This window comes from Microbacterium sp. AC026 (genome assembly GCF_979258475.1).
Map to the genome: position 1 here is coordinate 2111211 of NZ_OZ409857.1, position 14567 is coordinate 2125777.

Genomic DNA, 14567 nt, shown 5'->3' on the forward strand with positions numbered 1-14567 from the left:
GTGCGGGGTCAGTTTCGCACCGCACCAGCCAGGCGGGGTCAGTTCCGCACCGCAACGCGGCCTTTCGGATGCAGAACTGAGCCCGCGTGGCTGCGTGCCCGGAACAACTGTTGACATACCGGCGGTTCAGTGGTTACCTACTCTAGTAACTAACCGACCAACCAGCGGAGGACTCGTGATCGAAGAAGGCAAGCCGCTCTTCCTCCAGATCGCCGAGCAGATCGAGGACTCGATCCTCGACGGCTCTCTCGAGGAGGAATCGCAGGCGCCCTCGACGAACGAGCTCGCCGGCTTCTACCGGATCAACCCCGCGACGGCAGCGAAGGGAGTCGCCATGCTCACCGACAAGGGAGTGCTCTACAAGCGCCGCGGCATCGGCATGTTCGTCGCCGCCGGGGCGAAGGATCTGCTGCTCGGCGAGCGCCGTGCCGCATTCGCCGACCGCTACATCGAACCGCTCATCGCGGAGGCCCGCACACTGGGCCTCGGCTCCGACGACCTCGTCGCGCTGCTGCACGAGCGCGCGACCCAGACACAGCAGAACGACCAGACAGAAGGGAAGACCACCGCATGACCGCCGTCATCGAGGTCCAGAACCTCACCAAGCACTACAAGGAGAAGAACGCGCTCGACGACGTGTCGCTCAGCCTCGAGGGCGGCGCGATCTACGGACTGCTCGGCCGCAACGGCGCGGGCAAGACCACGCTCATGTCGATCCTGACCGCGCAGAACTTCGAGTCCTCCGGCACCGTGCGCGTCTTCGGCGAGCACCCCTACGAGAACACGCACGTCCTCAACCGGATCTGCTTCGTGCGCGAGAGCCAGAAGTATCCGGATGACGCCTACCCGCGTCACGCGTTCAAGGCGGCGAGCCTGTTCTTCCGCAACTGGAACCAGGAGCTGGCCGACGAGCTCATCGAGCAGTTCCAGCTGCCGATGAAGCAGACCATCAAGAAGCTCTCCCGCGGACAGCTCTCGGCCGTCGGGGTCATCATCGGCCTGGCGTCGCGCGCCGAGCTCACCTTCTTCGACGAGCCGTACCTGGGGCTCGACGCGGTCGCCAGGCAGATCTTCTACGACCGCCTGCTCGAGGACTACGCCGAGCATCCGCGCACGATCGTCCTCTCGTCGCACCTGATCGACGAGGTCTCGAACCTCATCGAGAAGGTCATCGTGATCGACAACGGCAAGATCCTCCTCAACGAAGACACGGATGCCGTGCGCGACCGCGCCGTCACCGTGGTCGGCGATGCGGTCAAGGTCGACGCGTGGGCGGCAGACCGTGAGGTCCTGCACCGCGAGGCGCTCGGCCGAGTGGCATCCGTCACCGCGCTCGGGGCGCTGTCGGCCGCCGAGCGCGCCGAGCTCACGGCATCCGGTCTCGATCTGGCTCCGGTGTCGCTGCAGCAGCTGATCGTCCGTCTGACCCAGAAGGCCGAGGCGGGCGCAGCCACCAGAGCCTCCGTCGCGAAAGAGGAGGTGCGCTGATGCGACGCACACTCAACGTCATCCGTCTGCAGCTCATCAACCGTCAGACGTTCATCTGGGTGCCGCTGATCATCCTCGGCTCCGCGGTCGTGATCTCGGTGCTGATCTACGCGATGATCCCCGTCGACACCCCCAAGTACGGCGGTGGCGGCCAGGCTCCGCTCTGGTACTTCTTCGCGATCGGCCTCTCGGCCATGACACTCACCTTCCCGTTCTCGCAGGCGATGAGCATCACGCGGCGCGATTTCTTCTTCGGCACGCTGCTCACCGCGATCCTCGGCAGTGCGCTCATGGGCGTCGTCTTCCTGATCGGCGGCGGAATCGAGACGCTGACGAACGGCTACGGCGTGAACGGCTACGTGTTCTACCTGCCGTGGCTGTGGGAGGCGGGTCCGCTCGGAGCGTTCACCGTCTACTTCACGCTCGCCCTGTTCCTGTTCGTGGTCGGCTTCACCGGTGCGACGATCTACAAGAGCTGGGGACCCACCGTGCTCACGATCGCGGGCGTCGGGCTCGGTCTCGTGCTCGTGGGTCTCGCGTTCCTCGCGACGAGGCTCGAGCTGTGGGACGAGGTGTGGCGGGGCATCCTCGACGCCGGAGCTCTCGGTCTCGCACTGTGGGGTCTCGTCGTGACCGCGGTGCTGGCGGGCATCTCGTTCCTCGCGTTCCGCCGGGCCATCCCCTGATCGCCCGCTGATCACTCGACGCCGGTCGCTCCGAAGAGGGGCGGCCGGCGTCGACGCGTCGCGACCGCTACTCGCCCTCGCCGCCGGACGCAAGCACATGCGTGAACGGATGCCGAGCGGCTAGCGTCACCCTTCGGGGAGGATGACGAGAGGATGCCGTGACGAACATCAGGACACGAATGCGCGCGCGCCGTCCCGGCATCGTGCGCTCACTGCGCGAGGCGGTCGACCCGGCCCGGCTGCTGCTCGTGGCCAAGACCGCTCTGGCTGTCGGACTCGCGTGGCTGATCGCCCCGCACATGCCCGGCGTCACCGACGAGTACCCGTACTACGCGCCGCTCGGCGCCCTCGTGAGCATGTATCCCACGCTGATGGGGTCGGTGCGGTCGGGGCTGCAGACCCTGCTCGGACTCGCCACCGGCATCGGGCTGGCAGCGATCGTCGTGCTCACCGTCGGCCCGACGTGGTGGACCATCCCGGCCGTGGTCGGCATCGGCGTGCTGGTCTCGGGAACGGGGTGGTTCGGCGTCGGCCGCGAGTACGTGCCCATGGCCGCGCTCTTCGTGCTGATCATCGGCGGCCAGAATGCTGACGACTACTCGATCGGGTACCTGGTGCAGACGGCGGTCGGCGTCGTCGTCGGACTCCTCGTCAACCTGGTGATCGCGCCGGCGCCGCTGACCCTCGCCGCCGCGGCCAAGGTCGACGCGTTCCGCACGCAGCTGAGCGAGCACCTGCACGACATCGGGTCGGCGGTCTCGGAGTCGTGGCCGCCCGAGCACCAGCAGTGGGCCGATGATGCGGCCTCGCTCGCCGACACGACGTCGGAGCTGCGCACGGCCCTGTCGGAGGCCGACGACAGCCGGCGAGGCAACCCACGGGCGCTGGGACGACGGGGGAGACGCGACACATCCACGCCGAGCTCGCCCGGCTCGACAGGATCGCGCATCTGATCCGCGACATCTCGGACGAGATCGCCGACACCATATGGGATCGCCCAGGGGCTCTGGTGCTCGACGCGGCGCTGCCGGAACCGCTGTCGAACGCGTGCCATGCCGTCGCCGAGGTGATCGCCCAAGAGGATCCCCTGTCGCCCGAGGATCACCGGGTCAGGGGTGAGGCCGCGCGCGCCGTGAGGCTGCTGCTCGAGACCGTCGACGACCGGACCATCGACGCCCGCCGCTCGATGGGGCCGGGAGTGCTCGCGGCCATGCACCTGCGGCGCATCCTGATCCTCAGCGGCCACCGCGACGAGGACGAGGACGAGTCGGACGACGAGGCGGGATAGTCGGATCCGGCGAGCGACCGGATCGACGACGGTAGCCGATGTCCGTGCCCCTGCGTAGGATCGGCGGCACGCACCCACGACCTGAGGAGACGACGATGTCCGCCGAGCAGATCACCGAGAAGCCCCTTCCCTACGTCCGCCTCGCGGCGCTGACCCAGAGCGTCGCCTCACAGCCCGAGGTCGCGGGGGTGGTGGGTCCGCTGTTCGATCAGGTGGCCGATGCGATCGTCGCGTCGGGCGGAGAGCCGGGGCTCCCGATCGCGGAGTACGACATGAACAAGCACGGCGTGCGCATCACGGTCGGCTTCACCTATGACGGGCCGGCGATCGACGGCCTCGTCATCGTCGAGCTTCCCGCCGTCGACGATGCGTTCACCGCCACGCACCTCGGCACCATGGCGACGATCGATGACAGCTGGCATGCGCTGAACCAGGCGATCGCCGCGCAGGGGGCGACGGCGCAGGGTGCCTGCCGTGAGGTCTATCTGCAGTCGGAGTCCGAAGATCAGGCCGACTGGATCACCGAGCTCCAGCAGCCGGTCGCCCGCAGCTGATCGTCAGAGCGCTCCGGCGAGCGCCGCGATGCCGACGATCACCGAGACGAGCGCGAGCACCAGGGCGATCGCGATCAGCACGGCGTGCACCTTGAGGAACGCCGTCGCCTTGCCGTCGGCATCCCGTGCCCGCGGGTCGGTCGCGACGCGCTTGTAGAAACGGGGCCACACCAGCACGTTGAAGGCGGCGTTGAGGAAGAGCACGACGGCGAGAGCGATCACCACTCCACGCTAACGCCCGCGGCACGAGTCGCCGGACACCCGGCATCCGTCTCCCCGGGACGGAATCCCGCCAGAACCCCGAAAAAACATACCGAGTCCATGTATCAGGAGCCTCTTGCCGTGCTCCTTACCGGTGTGATCACAATGGGACTCATGATCGACGGCGCACCCGACGGCGCCGCCCTCGATCCTGCACCGGACGACGGAGCAGCACGCTGGAGGCGTGCCGCCGAGTTCTTCGACGCATGGCGGGACGGCGAGAGCCGCGCGATGGACGACCTCGTGCGGCTGATGACGCCTGTGCTCTGGCATGTCGTGCGCGCCTACGGACTCGACCGCACACTGGCCGAAGACGTCGTCCAGACGACGTGGCTGCAGCTGGTTCGCGGGCACCGCTCGATCAGTGATCCGAAAGCGGTGTCGGCCTGGCTGACGACCACCGCTCGCCGCGAGGCCTGGCGGGCCGGGAAGGCCCAGAACAGGGTCGACACGACCGAGTCGGATGCTCTCGACGCACTGCTTCCCACGCAGCAGTCGGCCGAGCACCACGCCACCGTCGGCGACGAGAAGCGACGGCTGTGGGCAGCGGTTCACCTCCTCGCCGACCGATGCCAGCGACTGCTGCGAGTGATCGCCTTCGAGGAGCGACCGGACTACGCCCGCCTCGCCGCCGATCTCGCGATGCCGGTCGGCAGCATCGGCCCCACCCGCCAGCGCTGCCTCGCGAAGCTGCGCGAGCTGCTCGACGCACCGACACCACGAACGGAGGGCAGCTCATGAGCGAGAACGATCGCGCCAACGGCGGCGACAACCATGAGGATGCCGAGCTGTTCGCGCAGCTGCGTTCGCTCTGGCGCGACGTCGACCCGATGCCGGCCGCCCTCATCGACCGCATGATCGCGGCCGTGGCAGCCGAGGGGCTGTCGGAGGAGTACGCGCTGCTCACCCTCATCGAGGAACCGCTCGGAGCCGTTCGCGGCGACGCCGACGCGCTCACCCTGCAGTTCAGCGACGGCACCACCAGCATCCTGCTGCATGTCACGCGCACGGCGAGCGGTGCGCACCGGGTCGACGGCTGGGTCGACTCGATCTCGGGTGCGATCGAACTGGCTCAGGGCGAGAGCATCCGCACGACGACGGCGAACGACACCGGCCGCTTCCTGTTCGACGACGTGCCCGACGGGTTGACCCGCGTGCGCCTGAGCGCCACGGTCGGCGACCAGGAGCGCACCCTGTCGACCCCGCAGTTCGAGTTGTGATCGACCGCGGGGCGACCCGCGCATGACGGGGCGACCCGTGCACACCACCGCTGGGCGACTCCCGCACCACGCAGGACCTCACTCACCGGAAGCGGGCCGACCCGCACACACCGCGGGGTCCCCCGCACAGGACGCGGGCTCATCCCGCAGAGGACGCGGGTCCGCCCGCGAGGAGAGGATCGACGATGGAGCAGCCCAAGGGGTGGAGCTGGCAGGACCGGGCCGAGGGATCGATCAGACGGGGGACGGCGCTGGACCCGTCGGTCGAACCCGTCGAGGGCGTCAGGGCGTTCCCCACCGCGTATCTGCAGGAGCGGCTGCTGATCACGCAGGATCAGGAGAACGGTCAGGAGGAGTACGACGAGGAGATCCGCGAGCTGCGCGATGCTGCCGGCTCGTTCGGCTGGATGCTCGAGATCGATTCGCCGGATGCTCTGCGCGCAGCTGATCCGCTGGTCCCCGGCGTGCCGGGGTTCCTGCGCGCTCGCCTGACCACTCCCGACGAGCCGACCCGCGGCGAGTCCCCGGTGCCGCCGGACGCCTGGCGCGTGCTGCAGCGCGCGCGGCGCAGCTCCGGCACGTCGATGCCGCGAACCAGCCTCGAGCATGTGCTGTCGATCGACCCCGTCGGACTCAACCCGTTCAGCCGAACGAATCCCTTCAGCCGCACCAACCCGTTCAGCCGCACCAACCCGGTGCGCGGCGCGGGCGGAGGGGCCGGAGGCAGCGACGACTACCTCGAGCCGGGGCGCGGCGCGCGCCAGCCGGTGACCTGGCTCGGACCGGCTCCCCGGCGCACGGCGGCCCCGAAGCGCGGCCGACGTCCGGTGGTGGCGGTGCTCGACACGGGATGCGGTGTGCACGACTGGCTGCCGGACGACATCGTCACCCGCCACATCGAGATCGACGGCGTGCCGATCGGACTCACCGACGACGCAGACCCCGAGGTCTATCCGGATCTCTACGGGCAGCTCGACGGCGAGATCGACGCCGTCGCCGGGCACGGCACGTTCATCGCGGGCATCATCCGTCAGACGGCGCCGAATGCCGACATCCTGTCGATCCGCATGGCCGGCGCACTGGGCGTGATCGACGAGAGCACCTTCCTGACGACCGTCGCGCAGGTCGTCGAGCTGCTGCGGCGACACCGCGAGGACCCGTCGACCGGGCATCCGATCGACGTGCTCAACCTGTCGCTCGGGTACTACCACGAGACCCCGGTCGACGGTCAGTTCAGCCGGACCCTCGACGCGCTGCTCACCGCGGCGCGAGAGCTGGGGTGCGTGGTGGTGTGCTCGGCGGGCAACGACGCGATCGACCGGCCGTCGTTCCCGGCATCGCTGTGGCCGTGGCCCGGTGCCGACAACGGCATCCCCCGTGATCACGCTGCGCCGCATGTGTCGGTCGGGGCTCTCAATCCGTCGGGCCGCTCGGTCGCGCTGTTCTCGAACGTCGGCCCCTGGGTGCAGGTCTACGCCCCCGGCGCCGCCGTCGTGAGCACGTCACCGGCCTTCGTCGGAGGCGAGCAGGCGACGACCAGAGCGGACGTCGACGGACTGCGGCGCGAGACGATCGACCCGGACGACTACCGCGGAGGCTTCTCGATCTGGAGCGGCACGTCGTTCGCGGCTCCGTATGTCGCGGGGCGCATCGCGGCACAGTGGGGCTCCGTGCCGGCACAGGGCGTCACGGCGGACGCAGCGGCCAAGGCCGTCGCCTCCGTGCTCAAGACCCTGCCCTCACCTGTGACGGGAAGGTAGCCGCGCGCGTCTGATCACAGCACACCTTCCCTGAGGCCAGACATACCGGCATTCTGGTGCAATGCCCCTCTCTGCTCTCGAGCTGCATCAGCGCGGCGTCGACGCAGCCAACTCCCGACGGTTCGCCCAGGCGCGGCGTGCGCTGACCGCCGCATCGGCGCGCACGGACGACCCTGATCTGCGTGCACGCATCGACGGGACCATGGCCTACGTGCTCGCCCAGACCGGCCAGCCGGTGGAAGCCGAGCGACTGTCGCGCGAAGCGCTGTCACGGCCGGGCCTCAGCGACGAGACAGTCGCCCTCGCGAACGGCCAACTCGGCACATTGCTCATGCACGGCGGACGGCTCGACGACGCCGACCTGTTTCTCACCAGGGCGATAGACGGCCTCGACGAGGGCTCGATCGAGAGCGCCAACTGCCTGATGAGCCGGTCGATCGTCAGTATGCAGAGGCACCGGCTCGACGCCTGCACGGCCGATCTGCAGCGGGCCATCGCGGCCTATGAGGCCCACGGGGCCGAGGAGCCGCTGGCCGAAGCGCGCCACAATCTCGGCTACGCCGCGCTGCTCGGCGGCGACCTCGTCACCGCACTCGGGCTGATGACCCGATCGCGTCCGATCCTCGCCGCGACCAGCGACCTCGCCGCCGCGATCAGCGACCTCGATCGGGCCGAGGTGCTGCGCGATGCCGGCCTCACGACCGAGGCCGAAGAACTGCTCGGCACGGTCGCGGTGCGATTCGGCGCACAGCGGATGCGGCAGGCGCGAGGTGAGGCCGAGTTCCATCTCGCCCGATCGCTGCTGCGGCACGACGCCTCGTCGGCCGAGCGTGCCGCGGCGACCGCATCCCGTCGCTTCGCCACCCTGGGAAGCGCGAGCTGGGCCGCCCGCGCCGACGCGGTGCGGCTGGAGGCGCAGCTGCGAACCCGACCTCAGAAGCCGCCGGCCGCCGAGGACTTCTCGCGCACGGTGGACGCGCTCACCCGGGGAGGATTCCGCACCGAAGCGGCTGCGGTGTCGCTCACCGCTCGGCTGGCCGACGGAGGTCGCCTGCCCCGACTCACCCCTGACGCCCCGACGCCGCTGCGTCTGCGCGCGCACGAGGTGCGTGCGGTGCGTGCCGCCGCACGGGGCAGGGATGCCGATGCTCGCCGGGCCGCCGCCGAGGGCCTCGACCTGCTCACCACGTGGCAGCAGTCGTTCGGAGCGCTCGACCTGCAGGCGTCGGTGGCCATGCACGGCACCGAGCTGATGTTCGCCGGTCTCGCCGCGGCCGCGCGATCGCGCGATCCCGAGGTGCTGTTCGAGTGGTCCGAGCGTGCCAGGCATCTCAGCCAGCAGGTCGCACCGGTGCGCCCGCCGCACGATGCCGAACTGTCGGCCGACCTCGCCGAGCTGCGGATGCTGCGCGCCGACCTCGCGGGGTCGGACTGGACGACGGATGCCCGGGTGCGCGAGCTGCGGGATCGAGTACGTGACCGCCAGTGGTCGTCGACCGGCGTCGGCGAGAGCCACGAACGCCTGGGTCTCTCCGAGACCCGAGCGCGACTCGACGATGACACAGCGATCCTCGCCTACGTCTTCACGCGCGAGGAGCTGCTGTGCGTCGTCGTGACGACATCCGGCTCGTCGATCGTCGAGCTGGCGCTGCCGCGCATCGAGGCCGCGCTCGACGGACTCCGCGCCGACCTCGACGTGGCGGCTCTGACCCACGGCGGGCCGATGGCGCACGTCGTGGCGCGTTCGCTCGACGACAGACTGCGACGACTCGACGAGGCCCTCCTGGCACCTGCGCGCGCGGCGTCGGGAGGAGCGGCACGTCTGGCCCTGACGGTTCCCGGCATCCTGGGCGGCATCCCGTGGGCGATGCTCCCGGGAATGCGCGGAACTCCGTTCACCATCGCGACGTCGGTGTCTCGCCTGCTCGGCGGCTCCGATCGCCGCCCGCCACAGGCCTCCCGGGCAGGTTTCGCGACCGGCCCCCGCGTCGCGCGCGCCGAAGAGGAGGTGCGCCGGGCCGCCGCAGCGTGGGCAGGCGCCAGGATGCTGACCGGCGACAGCGCGCGGGTCAGTGCCGTCACCGAGCTCGCCGAGCAGGTCGACGTGCTGCACATCGCCGCCCACGGTCGTCATGCGGTCGACAACCCGCTGTTCTCAGGGTTCGAACTCGTCGACGGCACCCTGTTCGGGTACGACGTCGACCTGATCTCGCGCCCGCCCGAGACCGTCGTGCTCTCGGCGTGCGAACTCGGCCGCTCGTCGGTGCGCTGGGGTGAGGAGGCGCTGGGCATGACGCGCGTCTGGCTGCACGCCGGCACCGGCTGCGTCATCGCCGCTCCTGTCGTGGTCGCCGACGACGTCGCCTGCGAGCTGCTCGGGGCCGTGCACTCCGAGCTGGCGACCGGCGCCAGGCCCGCGGACGCGCTGGCCGCGGCATCGGAATCCACAGGCCTCAGCGCGCCTTTCCAGTGCCACGGAAGCGGACTCTGAAACTTTTCTCCAGTCGATGTATCAGAACATCGGTGACCCGCTCCTTATCTCCAGAAGGTGCCAGCGAAGGGCTTCGGAAACGAAGCGCGAGGGAGGCGCAGTCGAACTGGGGAAACCCTCGTGCACTGGGGAGTGTGAGGGGACGACAGGACACCATCTACTCCGGGGATGTCGCGAGAGGGGTCGCGGCATCCCCACCAGGAGTCCGGCACCGCGTTGCTTGTGAGGTCGGAGGACTGATCGGGAGGTCAGGCCGTCATGACCTCGTACCCCGCGTCGCGGAACGCGGCGAGCGCGGCGTCGTCGGAACCGTCGTCGGTCAGGAGAACGGGGAACAGCTCCGGGCCGCCGACGGCCGCGAACGCCACGGTGCCGATCTTGCTGCTGTCGGTGACGACCACGGCTCGGCGGGCTCGCTCGGCCATCATGCGGTTCACCGCGGCTTCGCGTTCGTCCTGCGTGGTGGCGCCGGCCGCGGCATCCATCCCGTTGACCCCGATGAAGGCGATGTCGAGTCGCACTCCGCGCAGCAGCTGCTCGACGAACGGACCCACCAGCTCGTAGCTGCGCGAGTGGATCACCCCGCCGGTCACGACGACCTTGATGTCGGGTCTGGTGGCGAGCTGGGCGGCGATGTTCACGGCGTTGGTGACGACCGTGATGCCCGGGCCTGCGGCGAGATCGTCCCGAGCGGCGAGCGCTGCGGCGATGGCGGTGGTCGTGGTTCCGCCCGAGAGCCCGACGACCATGCCCGGCGCCACGAGGGCGGCGGCGGCCTGGGCGATGCTCTCCTTCTGCTGCGAGCGCTGGTGGCTCTTGTAGCGGATCGGCAGCTCGTAGGCGACCGAGTGGGCGACCGCCCCGCCGTGGGTGCGTGTGAGCAGACGCTGCTCGGCGAGCGAGTCGAGATCACGGCGCGTGGTGGCGGCCGAGGCTCCGAAGCGCTCGACGAGCTCGTCGACGTTCACCTCGCCGTCCGCGGCCAGCAGGTCGAGGATCGCGTTCAGTCGGGCGGCGCGCTTCATGTCACCATCCTGCCCGGCATCGCGTGACTCACCCCGCCACCTCGGTGGACTCGAGGGCGAACAGGCGCAGCATCCGCGCCGCCTCCCCGGCGAGCGCATCGCGCGCAGGGTGAGGTACTTGCGCGAGTCGACGAGCTTCGCATCGGCGTCGAGGGTCGAGCGGATCGCCCGTGTGAAGAATCCGTTGAGGTGCGTCGAGACGTTGATCTTCGTCATGCCGGCCCTCACGGCGTCGGCGATCACGGCGTCGGCTACCCCGGATGATCCGTGCAGCACCAGCGGCACGTCGAGTGCGTCCCTCAGCCGCGCGATCAGCTCGAGGTCGAGGGATGCCGTGCGGTCCGTCATGGCGTGCGACGAGCCCACCGCGACGGCGAGTGCATCGACGCCGGTCGCGGTCACGAACGCCCGCGCCTCGTCGGGGTCGGTGCGCACGCCCGGTGCGTGGGCGCCGTCCTTGCCGCCGACCTCGCCCAGCTCGCCCTCGACGTAGACGCCTGCCGCGTGCGCCCGCTCGGCGACGGCAGCGGTCAGCGCCACGTTCTCGTCGTACGGCAGCGCACCGCCGTCGAACATGACCGAGCCGAAGCCGAGCGCGATGGCCTCGTCGACGAGCTCGGGGCGCTCGGCGTGATCCAGGTGCACCGCGACCGGGGTCTGCGCGCGCCGCGCGACGGCGAGCGTCGCCAGAGCGATCGGCTCGAGGCCGCCGTGGTAGTCGGCGCAGTTCTGCGAGATCTGCAGGATCACCGGCAGTCCGGCGTCGGCAGAGGCGCGTACGAGCCCCTCGGCGGTCTCGAGGTGGATCACGTTGAAGGCGCCGATGCCGGCGCCGCGGGCTGCGGCATCCGTCACGAGCTCTCGGGCGGAGACCAGGGTCACAGGGGTCCTCTCGAAGGGCGGAGTTGTAGGGGGCGACGACGAGGCGCTGCTCAAGCGCCTGCCAGTCGTCGGAGATCTCGCCGGCGAGCGGCATGAGCACGGCGGCGGCCGACCAGGCGGTGGCGCGTCGCAGAATCGTTGCGGGATCCCGGATGCCGTCGGCGTAGAGCACGGCGCACGCGGCCACTCCGGCGTCACCCGCACCGGTCGGGTTGCCGGCCAGCGGGGCATCGAGGCGCGCATGCAGCACGTCGGAGGCCGTGACGGCGAGCATGCCCTCGGCGCCGAGTGACAGCAGCACGAGATCGACACCGCGCTCGATCAGCGAGCGGGCACCGCCGACCGGGTCGGTGATGCCGGTCGCCTCGACGAGCTCGGCGGCGTTGGGCTTGAGCACGGATGCTCCGGCATCCGCCGCATGCAGGAGAGCCGGACCCGAGGTGTCGACGATCACGGGCACACCGGCGTCCCGCGCCGTGCCGATCAGCAGCGGAAGCAGCGTCTCAGGAGCACCGGGCGGCAGGCTGCCCGAGACCACGAGCACGCGCGCGCCGGGAAGGGCATCGACGACCTCGCCCAGCATCGCAGCCCACTCGGGGTCGGAGGGGTTCACGCCCCGCTCGTTCACGATCGTCGTGTCGCCGAGGGTCTCGTCGACCAGCGCGATGCTCTGCCGTGTCGCTCCGACCACGGGGACCAGGCGATGGGGCACGCCGCTGGCCCCGAGCTCTGCGGCGAGCTCGACACCGCTGCGACCGCCTGCCGTCGACACGGCGAGCACCGAGGCGCCCTGCGCGTGGGCGACCCGGGCGACGTTCAGGCCTTTGCCGCCGGCACGCACCGCACCGGCATCCGCTCGGTGGGTCTCGCCGAGGGTCAGTCGCTCGACGTGCCAGGTGAAGTCGAGCGCGGGGTTCGGGGTGACGGTGAGGATCATGCCAGCTCCCTTGCGCGCAGCGCCGCGCCCAGGATGCCGGCATTGCCCGACAGCTCCGCCGGCACGAGCTCAGGAAGGCGATGGAAGCTCAGACGCTCCGCCAGTCGTGCCCGCAGCTCGTCGAAGAGCGCTCCCCCGGCGCGGGATAGTCCACCACCGATCACGATCGCCTCGGGGGCGATGACGGCGGTGAGCTGCGCGAGCGACAGGGCGAGGGCGTCGAGCGCCGAGTTCCAGATCTCGGAGGCGACGCGGTCGCCGGCCGCCGCGCGGGCGATCACGTCCCTCGCGCCGTCAGGGCTGATTCCGGTCGCCTCGCGATAGCGGCGAGCGATGGCGCCGGCAGACGCGACGACCTCGAGGCACCCGCGCGCACCGCACGCGCACACCGGTCCGTCGGCGATCGGCGAGTGGCCGATCTCGCCCGCGTAGCCGCCGGCGGTGTACGGCTCGCCGCCCACCAACAGGGCACCTGCGATGCCCGTGCCGATGACCAGCACGACGGAGTTCGAGTAGGCGCGGGCGCCGCCGAGGCGGTGCTCGGCCCAGCTCGCCGCCCGCACGTCGTGATCGAACGCGACGGGCAGACCGAGCTTCTCCGACGCGAGGTCGCGCAGCGGCGAGTTCCGCCAGCCGAGATTGCTCGCGAAGACGCCGAGGCCGGCCTCCGCGTCGACGATCCCCGGCACCACGAGTCCTGCCGCCTGCGGCACGACACCTGGGTGGTCGGCCCGCAGTTCGGCGGCGAGCACGCCCAGGCGCTCGATCAGCACCTCCGTGCGGTCGCCCTCGGCGACGGGGGTCGGCGTGCGGCGGAGGCCGAGAGCCGTGCCGTCGGCATCGAACAGCGCCGACTTGATGTCGGTGCCGCCCACGTCGAACGCCAGCACCGGCGCGCCGTGACCGAGCGGGCGCGCGGCGGCGAGCCGCTCGCCCGACGCGTCGCTCACGACGTCGGCGATGCTCGCGGCATCCTCAGTGCTGGTCATCGATCGCTCCGCTGATGGGTCGGGTCATGCATCCAGGATGACGGATCGCGTGAGGTTGCGCGGCTGGTCGGGGTCGAGCCCGCGGGCGACGGCCCTATCGAGGGCGACGCGGTGCAGGCGCACGAGGTCGGCGAGCGGGTCGACCGGATGCTGCACGAAGCGGGCTCCGGTGGCCTCGACCTGCGCGGCCAGGCCTTCGGGCGCCTCGCCGAACTGCCAGGTGACGCGGCCGGGGGCGGCGATCGCGATCGGACCGTGGCGGTACTCCATCGACGGGTACGACTCGGTCCACGACTGCGACGACTCGCGCATCTTCAGCGCGGCCTCGTGCGCGAGGCCGACCGTCCACCCACGGCCGAGGAACGAGTACTGCTCGGCGTCGCGGAGCTCGTCGTCGTAGTCCGCCGTGAGCACGGCGGCCGCATCCGCGATCGCCGCGGTGAGGTCCTCACCCAGGGAGGCACGGAAGAGTGCCAGGGCCGTGGTCGCGAAGCGGGTCTGCACCACCGACTTCTCATCGGCGAAGGGCAGCAGCACGGCGTCGTCGACGAGCGAGACGAGCGGCGATGTCTCGTCGCCGATCACGCCGATCGTGGGCACGCGGCCCTTGATGCGCTCGACCAGCTCGAGCACCTCGGTCGTCGTGCCCGAGCGCGTCAGTGCGACGACCGCGTCGTAGCCGCGGTCGACGAACGACTCGGATGCGGCGAACGCATCGGTCTCGCCCTGGCCCGCGGTCTCGCGGAGGAACGCGTAGGACTGCGCCATGAACCACGAGGTTCCGCAGCCGACGACGGCGATGCGGGCTCCGGATGCCGGGAGCAGCGCCTGCGCGTCGCGGAGATCGGCCGCGCGGGCCCAGGTCTCGGGCTGCGAATTCAGTTCTTCGCGCATGTGTGCGCCGGGCAGAAGTTCGGTCATGTCGGGCCCTCCGGACCAGATGTTGCAAGTTTGTGATTGTTTAGCGGCTTATTCGATCATAGTAT

At 70.4% G+C, this 14567-nt stretch carries 14 protein-coding genes and 2 pseudogenes; 10 read left to right on the forward strand and 6 right to left on the reverse strand.

Annotated elements, in window-relative coordinates; all coding sequences use genetic code 11:
• Window positions 1-175: 175 nt before the first annotated feature.
• The 6 genes from ACZZ93_RS10450 to ACZZ93_RS10475 all read left to right on the forward strand — a co-directional run bounded on the left by ACZZ93_RS10450 (window position 176) and on the right by ACZZ93_RS10475 (window position 4016).
• Window positions 176-574, forward strand: coding sequence for a GntR family transcriptional regulator (locus ACZZ93_RS10450; protein WP_072590463.1), 399 nt, complete (start codon window positions 176-178; stop codon window positions 572-574).
• The gene (locus ACZZ93_RS10455; protein WP_400339552.1) at window positions 571-1488 is read left to right on the forward strand and encodes an ABC transporter ATP-binding protein; all 918 of its coding nucleotides are present in this window, start codon (window positions 571-573) and stop codon (window positions 1486-1488) included. The genes ACZZ93_RS10450 and ACZZ93_RS10455 overlap by 4 nt, the downstream gene beginning before the upstream one ends.
• Complete coding sequence (locus ACZZ93_RS10460) at window positions 1488-2174, forward strand: hypothetical protein (protein ID WP_053098360.1); 687 nt, start codon at window positions 1488-1490, stop codon at window positions 2172-2174. The genes ACZZ93_RS10455 and ACZZ93_RS10460 overlap by 1 nt, the downstream gene beginning before the upstream one ends.
• 158 nt (window positions 2175-2332) lie before the next feature.
• On the forward strand, window positions 2333-3127 hold the full coding sequence (locus tag ACZZ93_RS10465; RefSeq protein ID WP_463511052.1) for an FUSC family protein: 795 nt from the start codon (window positions 2333-2335) through the stop codon (window positions 3125-3127).
• Between the two features lie 56 nt (window positions 3128-3183).
• Window positions 3184-3462 (forward strand): hypothetical protein, encoded by a 279-nt coding sequence (locus tag ACZZ93_RS10470; RefSeq protein WP_463511053.1) that lies wholly within the window; start codon window positions 3184-3186, stop codon window positions 3460-3462.
• Window positions 3463-3557: 95 nt separating this feature from the next.
• Complete coding sequence (locus tag ACZZ93_RS10475; RefSeq protein ID WP_072590461.1) at window positions 3558-4016, forward strand: GyrI-like domain-containing protein; 459 nt, start codon at window positions 3558-3560, stop codon at window positions 4014-4016.
• Between the two features lie 3 nt (window positions 4017-4019).
• Here ACZZ93_RS10475 and ACZZ93_RS10480 read toward each other — a convergent pair whose 3' ends face one another.
• A complete protein-coding gene (locus ACZZ93_RS10480) occupies window positions 4020-4238 on the reverse strand; it encodes an SCO4848 family membrane protein (RefSeq protein ID WP_222839149.1) in 219 nt (72 codons plus the stop codon).
• Window positions 4239-4391: 153 nt separating this feature from the next.
• On the opposite strand from ACZZ93_RS10480, the gene ACZZ93_RS10485 reads away from it, so the two are divergent.
• The 4 genes from ACZZ93_RS10485 to ACZZ93_RS10500 all read left to right on the forward strand — a co-directional run bounded on the left by ACZZ93_RS10485 (window position 4392) and on the right by ACZZ93_RS10500 (window position 9748).
• Complete coding sequence (locus ACZZ93_RS10485; protein ID WP_233277273.1) at window positions 4392-5018, forward strand: RNA polymerase sigma factor; 627 nt, start codon at window positions 4392-4394, stop codon at window positions 5016-5018.
• Window positions 5015-5497 (forward strand): hypothetical protein, encoded by a 483-nt coding sequence (locus tag ACZZ93_RS10490; protein WP_320489479.1) that lies wholly within the window; start codon window positions 5015-5017, stop codon window positions 5495-5497. Before ACZZ93_RS10485 ends, ACZZ93_RS10490 begins: the two co-directional genes overlap by 4 nt.
• A 185-nt stretch (window positions 5498-5682) precedes the next feature.
• The gene (locus tag ACZZ93_RS10495) at window positions 5683-7257 is read left to right on the forward strand and encodes a S8 family peptidase (protein ID WP_463511054.1); all 1575 of its coding nucleotides are present in this window, start codon (window positions 5683-5685) and stop codon (window positions 7255-7257) included.
• Window positions 7258-7318: 61 nt separating this feature from the next.
• Window positions 7319-9748, forward strand: a complete 2430-nt coding sequence (locus ACZZ93_RS10500) for a CHAT domain-containing protein (protein WP_463511055.1) — start codon at window positions 7319-7321, stop codon at window positions 9746-9748.
• A gap of 248 nt (window positions 9749-9996) precedes the next feature.
• Here ACZZ93_RS10500 and ACZZ93_RS10505 read toward each other — a convergent pair whose 3' ends face one another.
• From ACZZ93_RS10505 to ACZZ93_RS10525, 5 genes and pseudogenes are all read right to left on the reverse strand, one after another.
• Window positions 9997-10773, reverse strand: coding sequence for a DeoR/GlpR family DNA-binding transcription regulator (locus ACZZ93_RS10505; protein WP_053098352.1), 777 nt, complete (start codon window positions 10771-10773; stop codon window positions 9997-9999).
• A 28-nt stretch (window positions 10774-10801) separates the two neighbouring features.
• Window positions 10802-11655: pseudogene (locus tag ACZZ93_RS10510) on the reverse strand (class II fructose-bisphosphate aldolase).
• A 139-nt stretch (window positions 11656-11794) separates the two neighbouring features.
• Window positions 11795-12592, reverse strand: a pseudogene (locus ACZZ93_RS10515) (1-phosphofructokinase family hexose kinase); the annotation flags it as partial.
• The gene (locus tag ACZZ93_RS10520; RefSeq protein ID WP_463511056.1) at window positions 12589-13581 is read right to left on the reverse strand and encodes an ROK family protein; all 993 of its coding nucleotides are present in this window, start codon (window positions 13579-13581) and stop codon (window positions 12589-12591) included. The pseudogene ACZZ93_RS10515 and the gene ACZZ93_RS10520, both read right to left, overlap by 4 nt.
• A gap of 24 nt (window positions 13582-13605) precedes the next feature.
• Window positions 13606-14502, reverse strand: coding sequence for an SIS domain-containing protein (locus ACZZ93_RS10525; RefSeq protein ID WP_053098349.1), 897 nt, complete (start codon window positions 14500-14502; stop codon window positions 13606-13608).
• Between the last annotated feature and the right edge of the window lie 65 nt (window positions 14503-14567).

What these genes read in the sequence shown, in the direction of transcription:
- ACZZ93_RS10455 (WP_400339552.1), top strand. Translation starts at nt 571, where the DNA reads ATGACCGCCGTCATCGAGGTCCAGAACCTCACCAAGCACTACAAGGAG.
- ACZZ93_RS10460 (WP_053098360.1), top strand. Translation starts at nt 1,488, where the DNA reads ATGCGACGCACACTCAACGTCATCCGTCTGCAGCTCATCAACCGTCAG.
- ACZZ93_RS10475 (WP_072590461.1), top strand. Translation starts at nt 3,558, where the DNA reads ATGTCCGCCGAGCAGATCACCGAGAAGCCCCTTCCCTACGTCCGCCTC.
- ACZZ93_RS10485 (WP_233277273.1), top strand. Translation starts at nt 4,392, where the DNA reads ATGATCGACGGCGCACCCGACGGCGCCGCCCTCGATCCTGCACCGGAC.
- ACZZ93_RS10490 (WP_320489479.1), top strand. Translation starts at nt 5,015, where the DNA reads ATGAGCGAGAACGATCGCGCCAACGGCGGCGACAACCATGAGGATGCC.
- ACZZ93_RS10495 (WP_463511054.1), top strand. Translation starts at nt 5,683, where the DNA reads ATGGAGCAGCCCAAGGGGTGGAGCTGGCAGGACCGGGCCGAGGGATCG.
- ACZZ93_RS10500 (WP_463511055.1), top strand. Translation starts at nt 7,319, where the DNA reads ATGCCCCTCTCTGCTCTCGAGCTGCATCAGCGCGGCGTCGACGCAGCC.
- ACZZ93_RS10505 (WP_053098352.1), bottom strand. Translation starts at nt 10,773, where the DNA reads ATGAAGCGCGCCGCCCGACTGAACGCGATCCTCGACCTGCTGGCCGCG.
- ACZZ93_RS10520 (WP_463511056.1), bottom strand. Translation starts at nt 13,581, where the DNA reads ATGACCAGCACTGAGGATGCCGCGAGCATCGCCGACGTCGTGAGCGAC.
- ACZZ93_RS10525 (WP_053098349.1), bottom strand. Translation starts at nt 14,502, where the DNA reads ATGACCGAACTTCTGCCCGGCGCACACATGCGCGAAGAACTGAATTCG.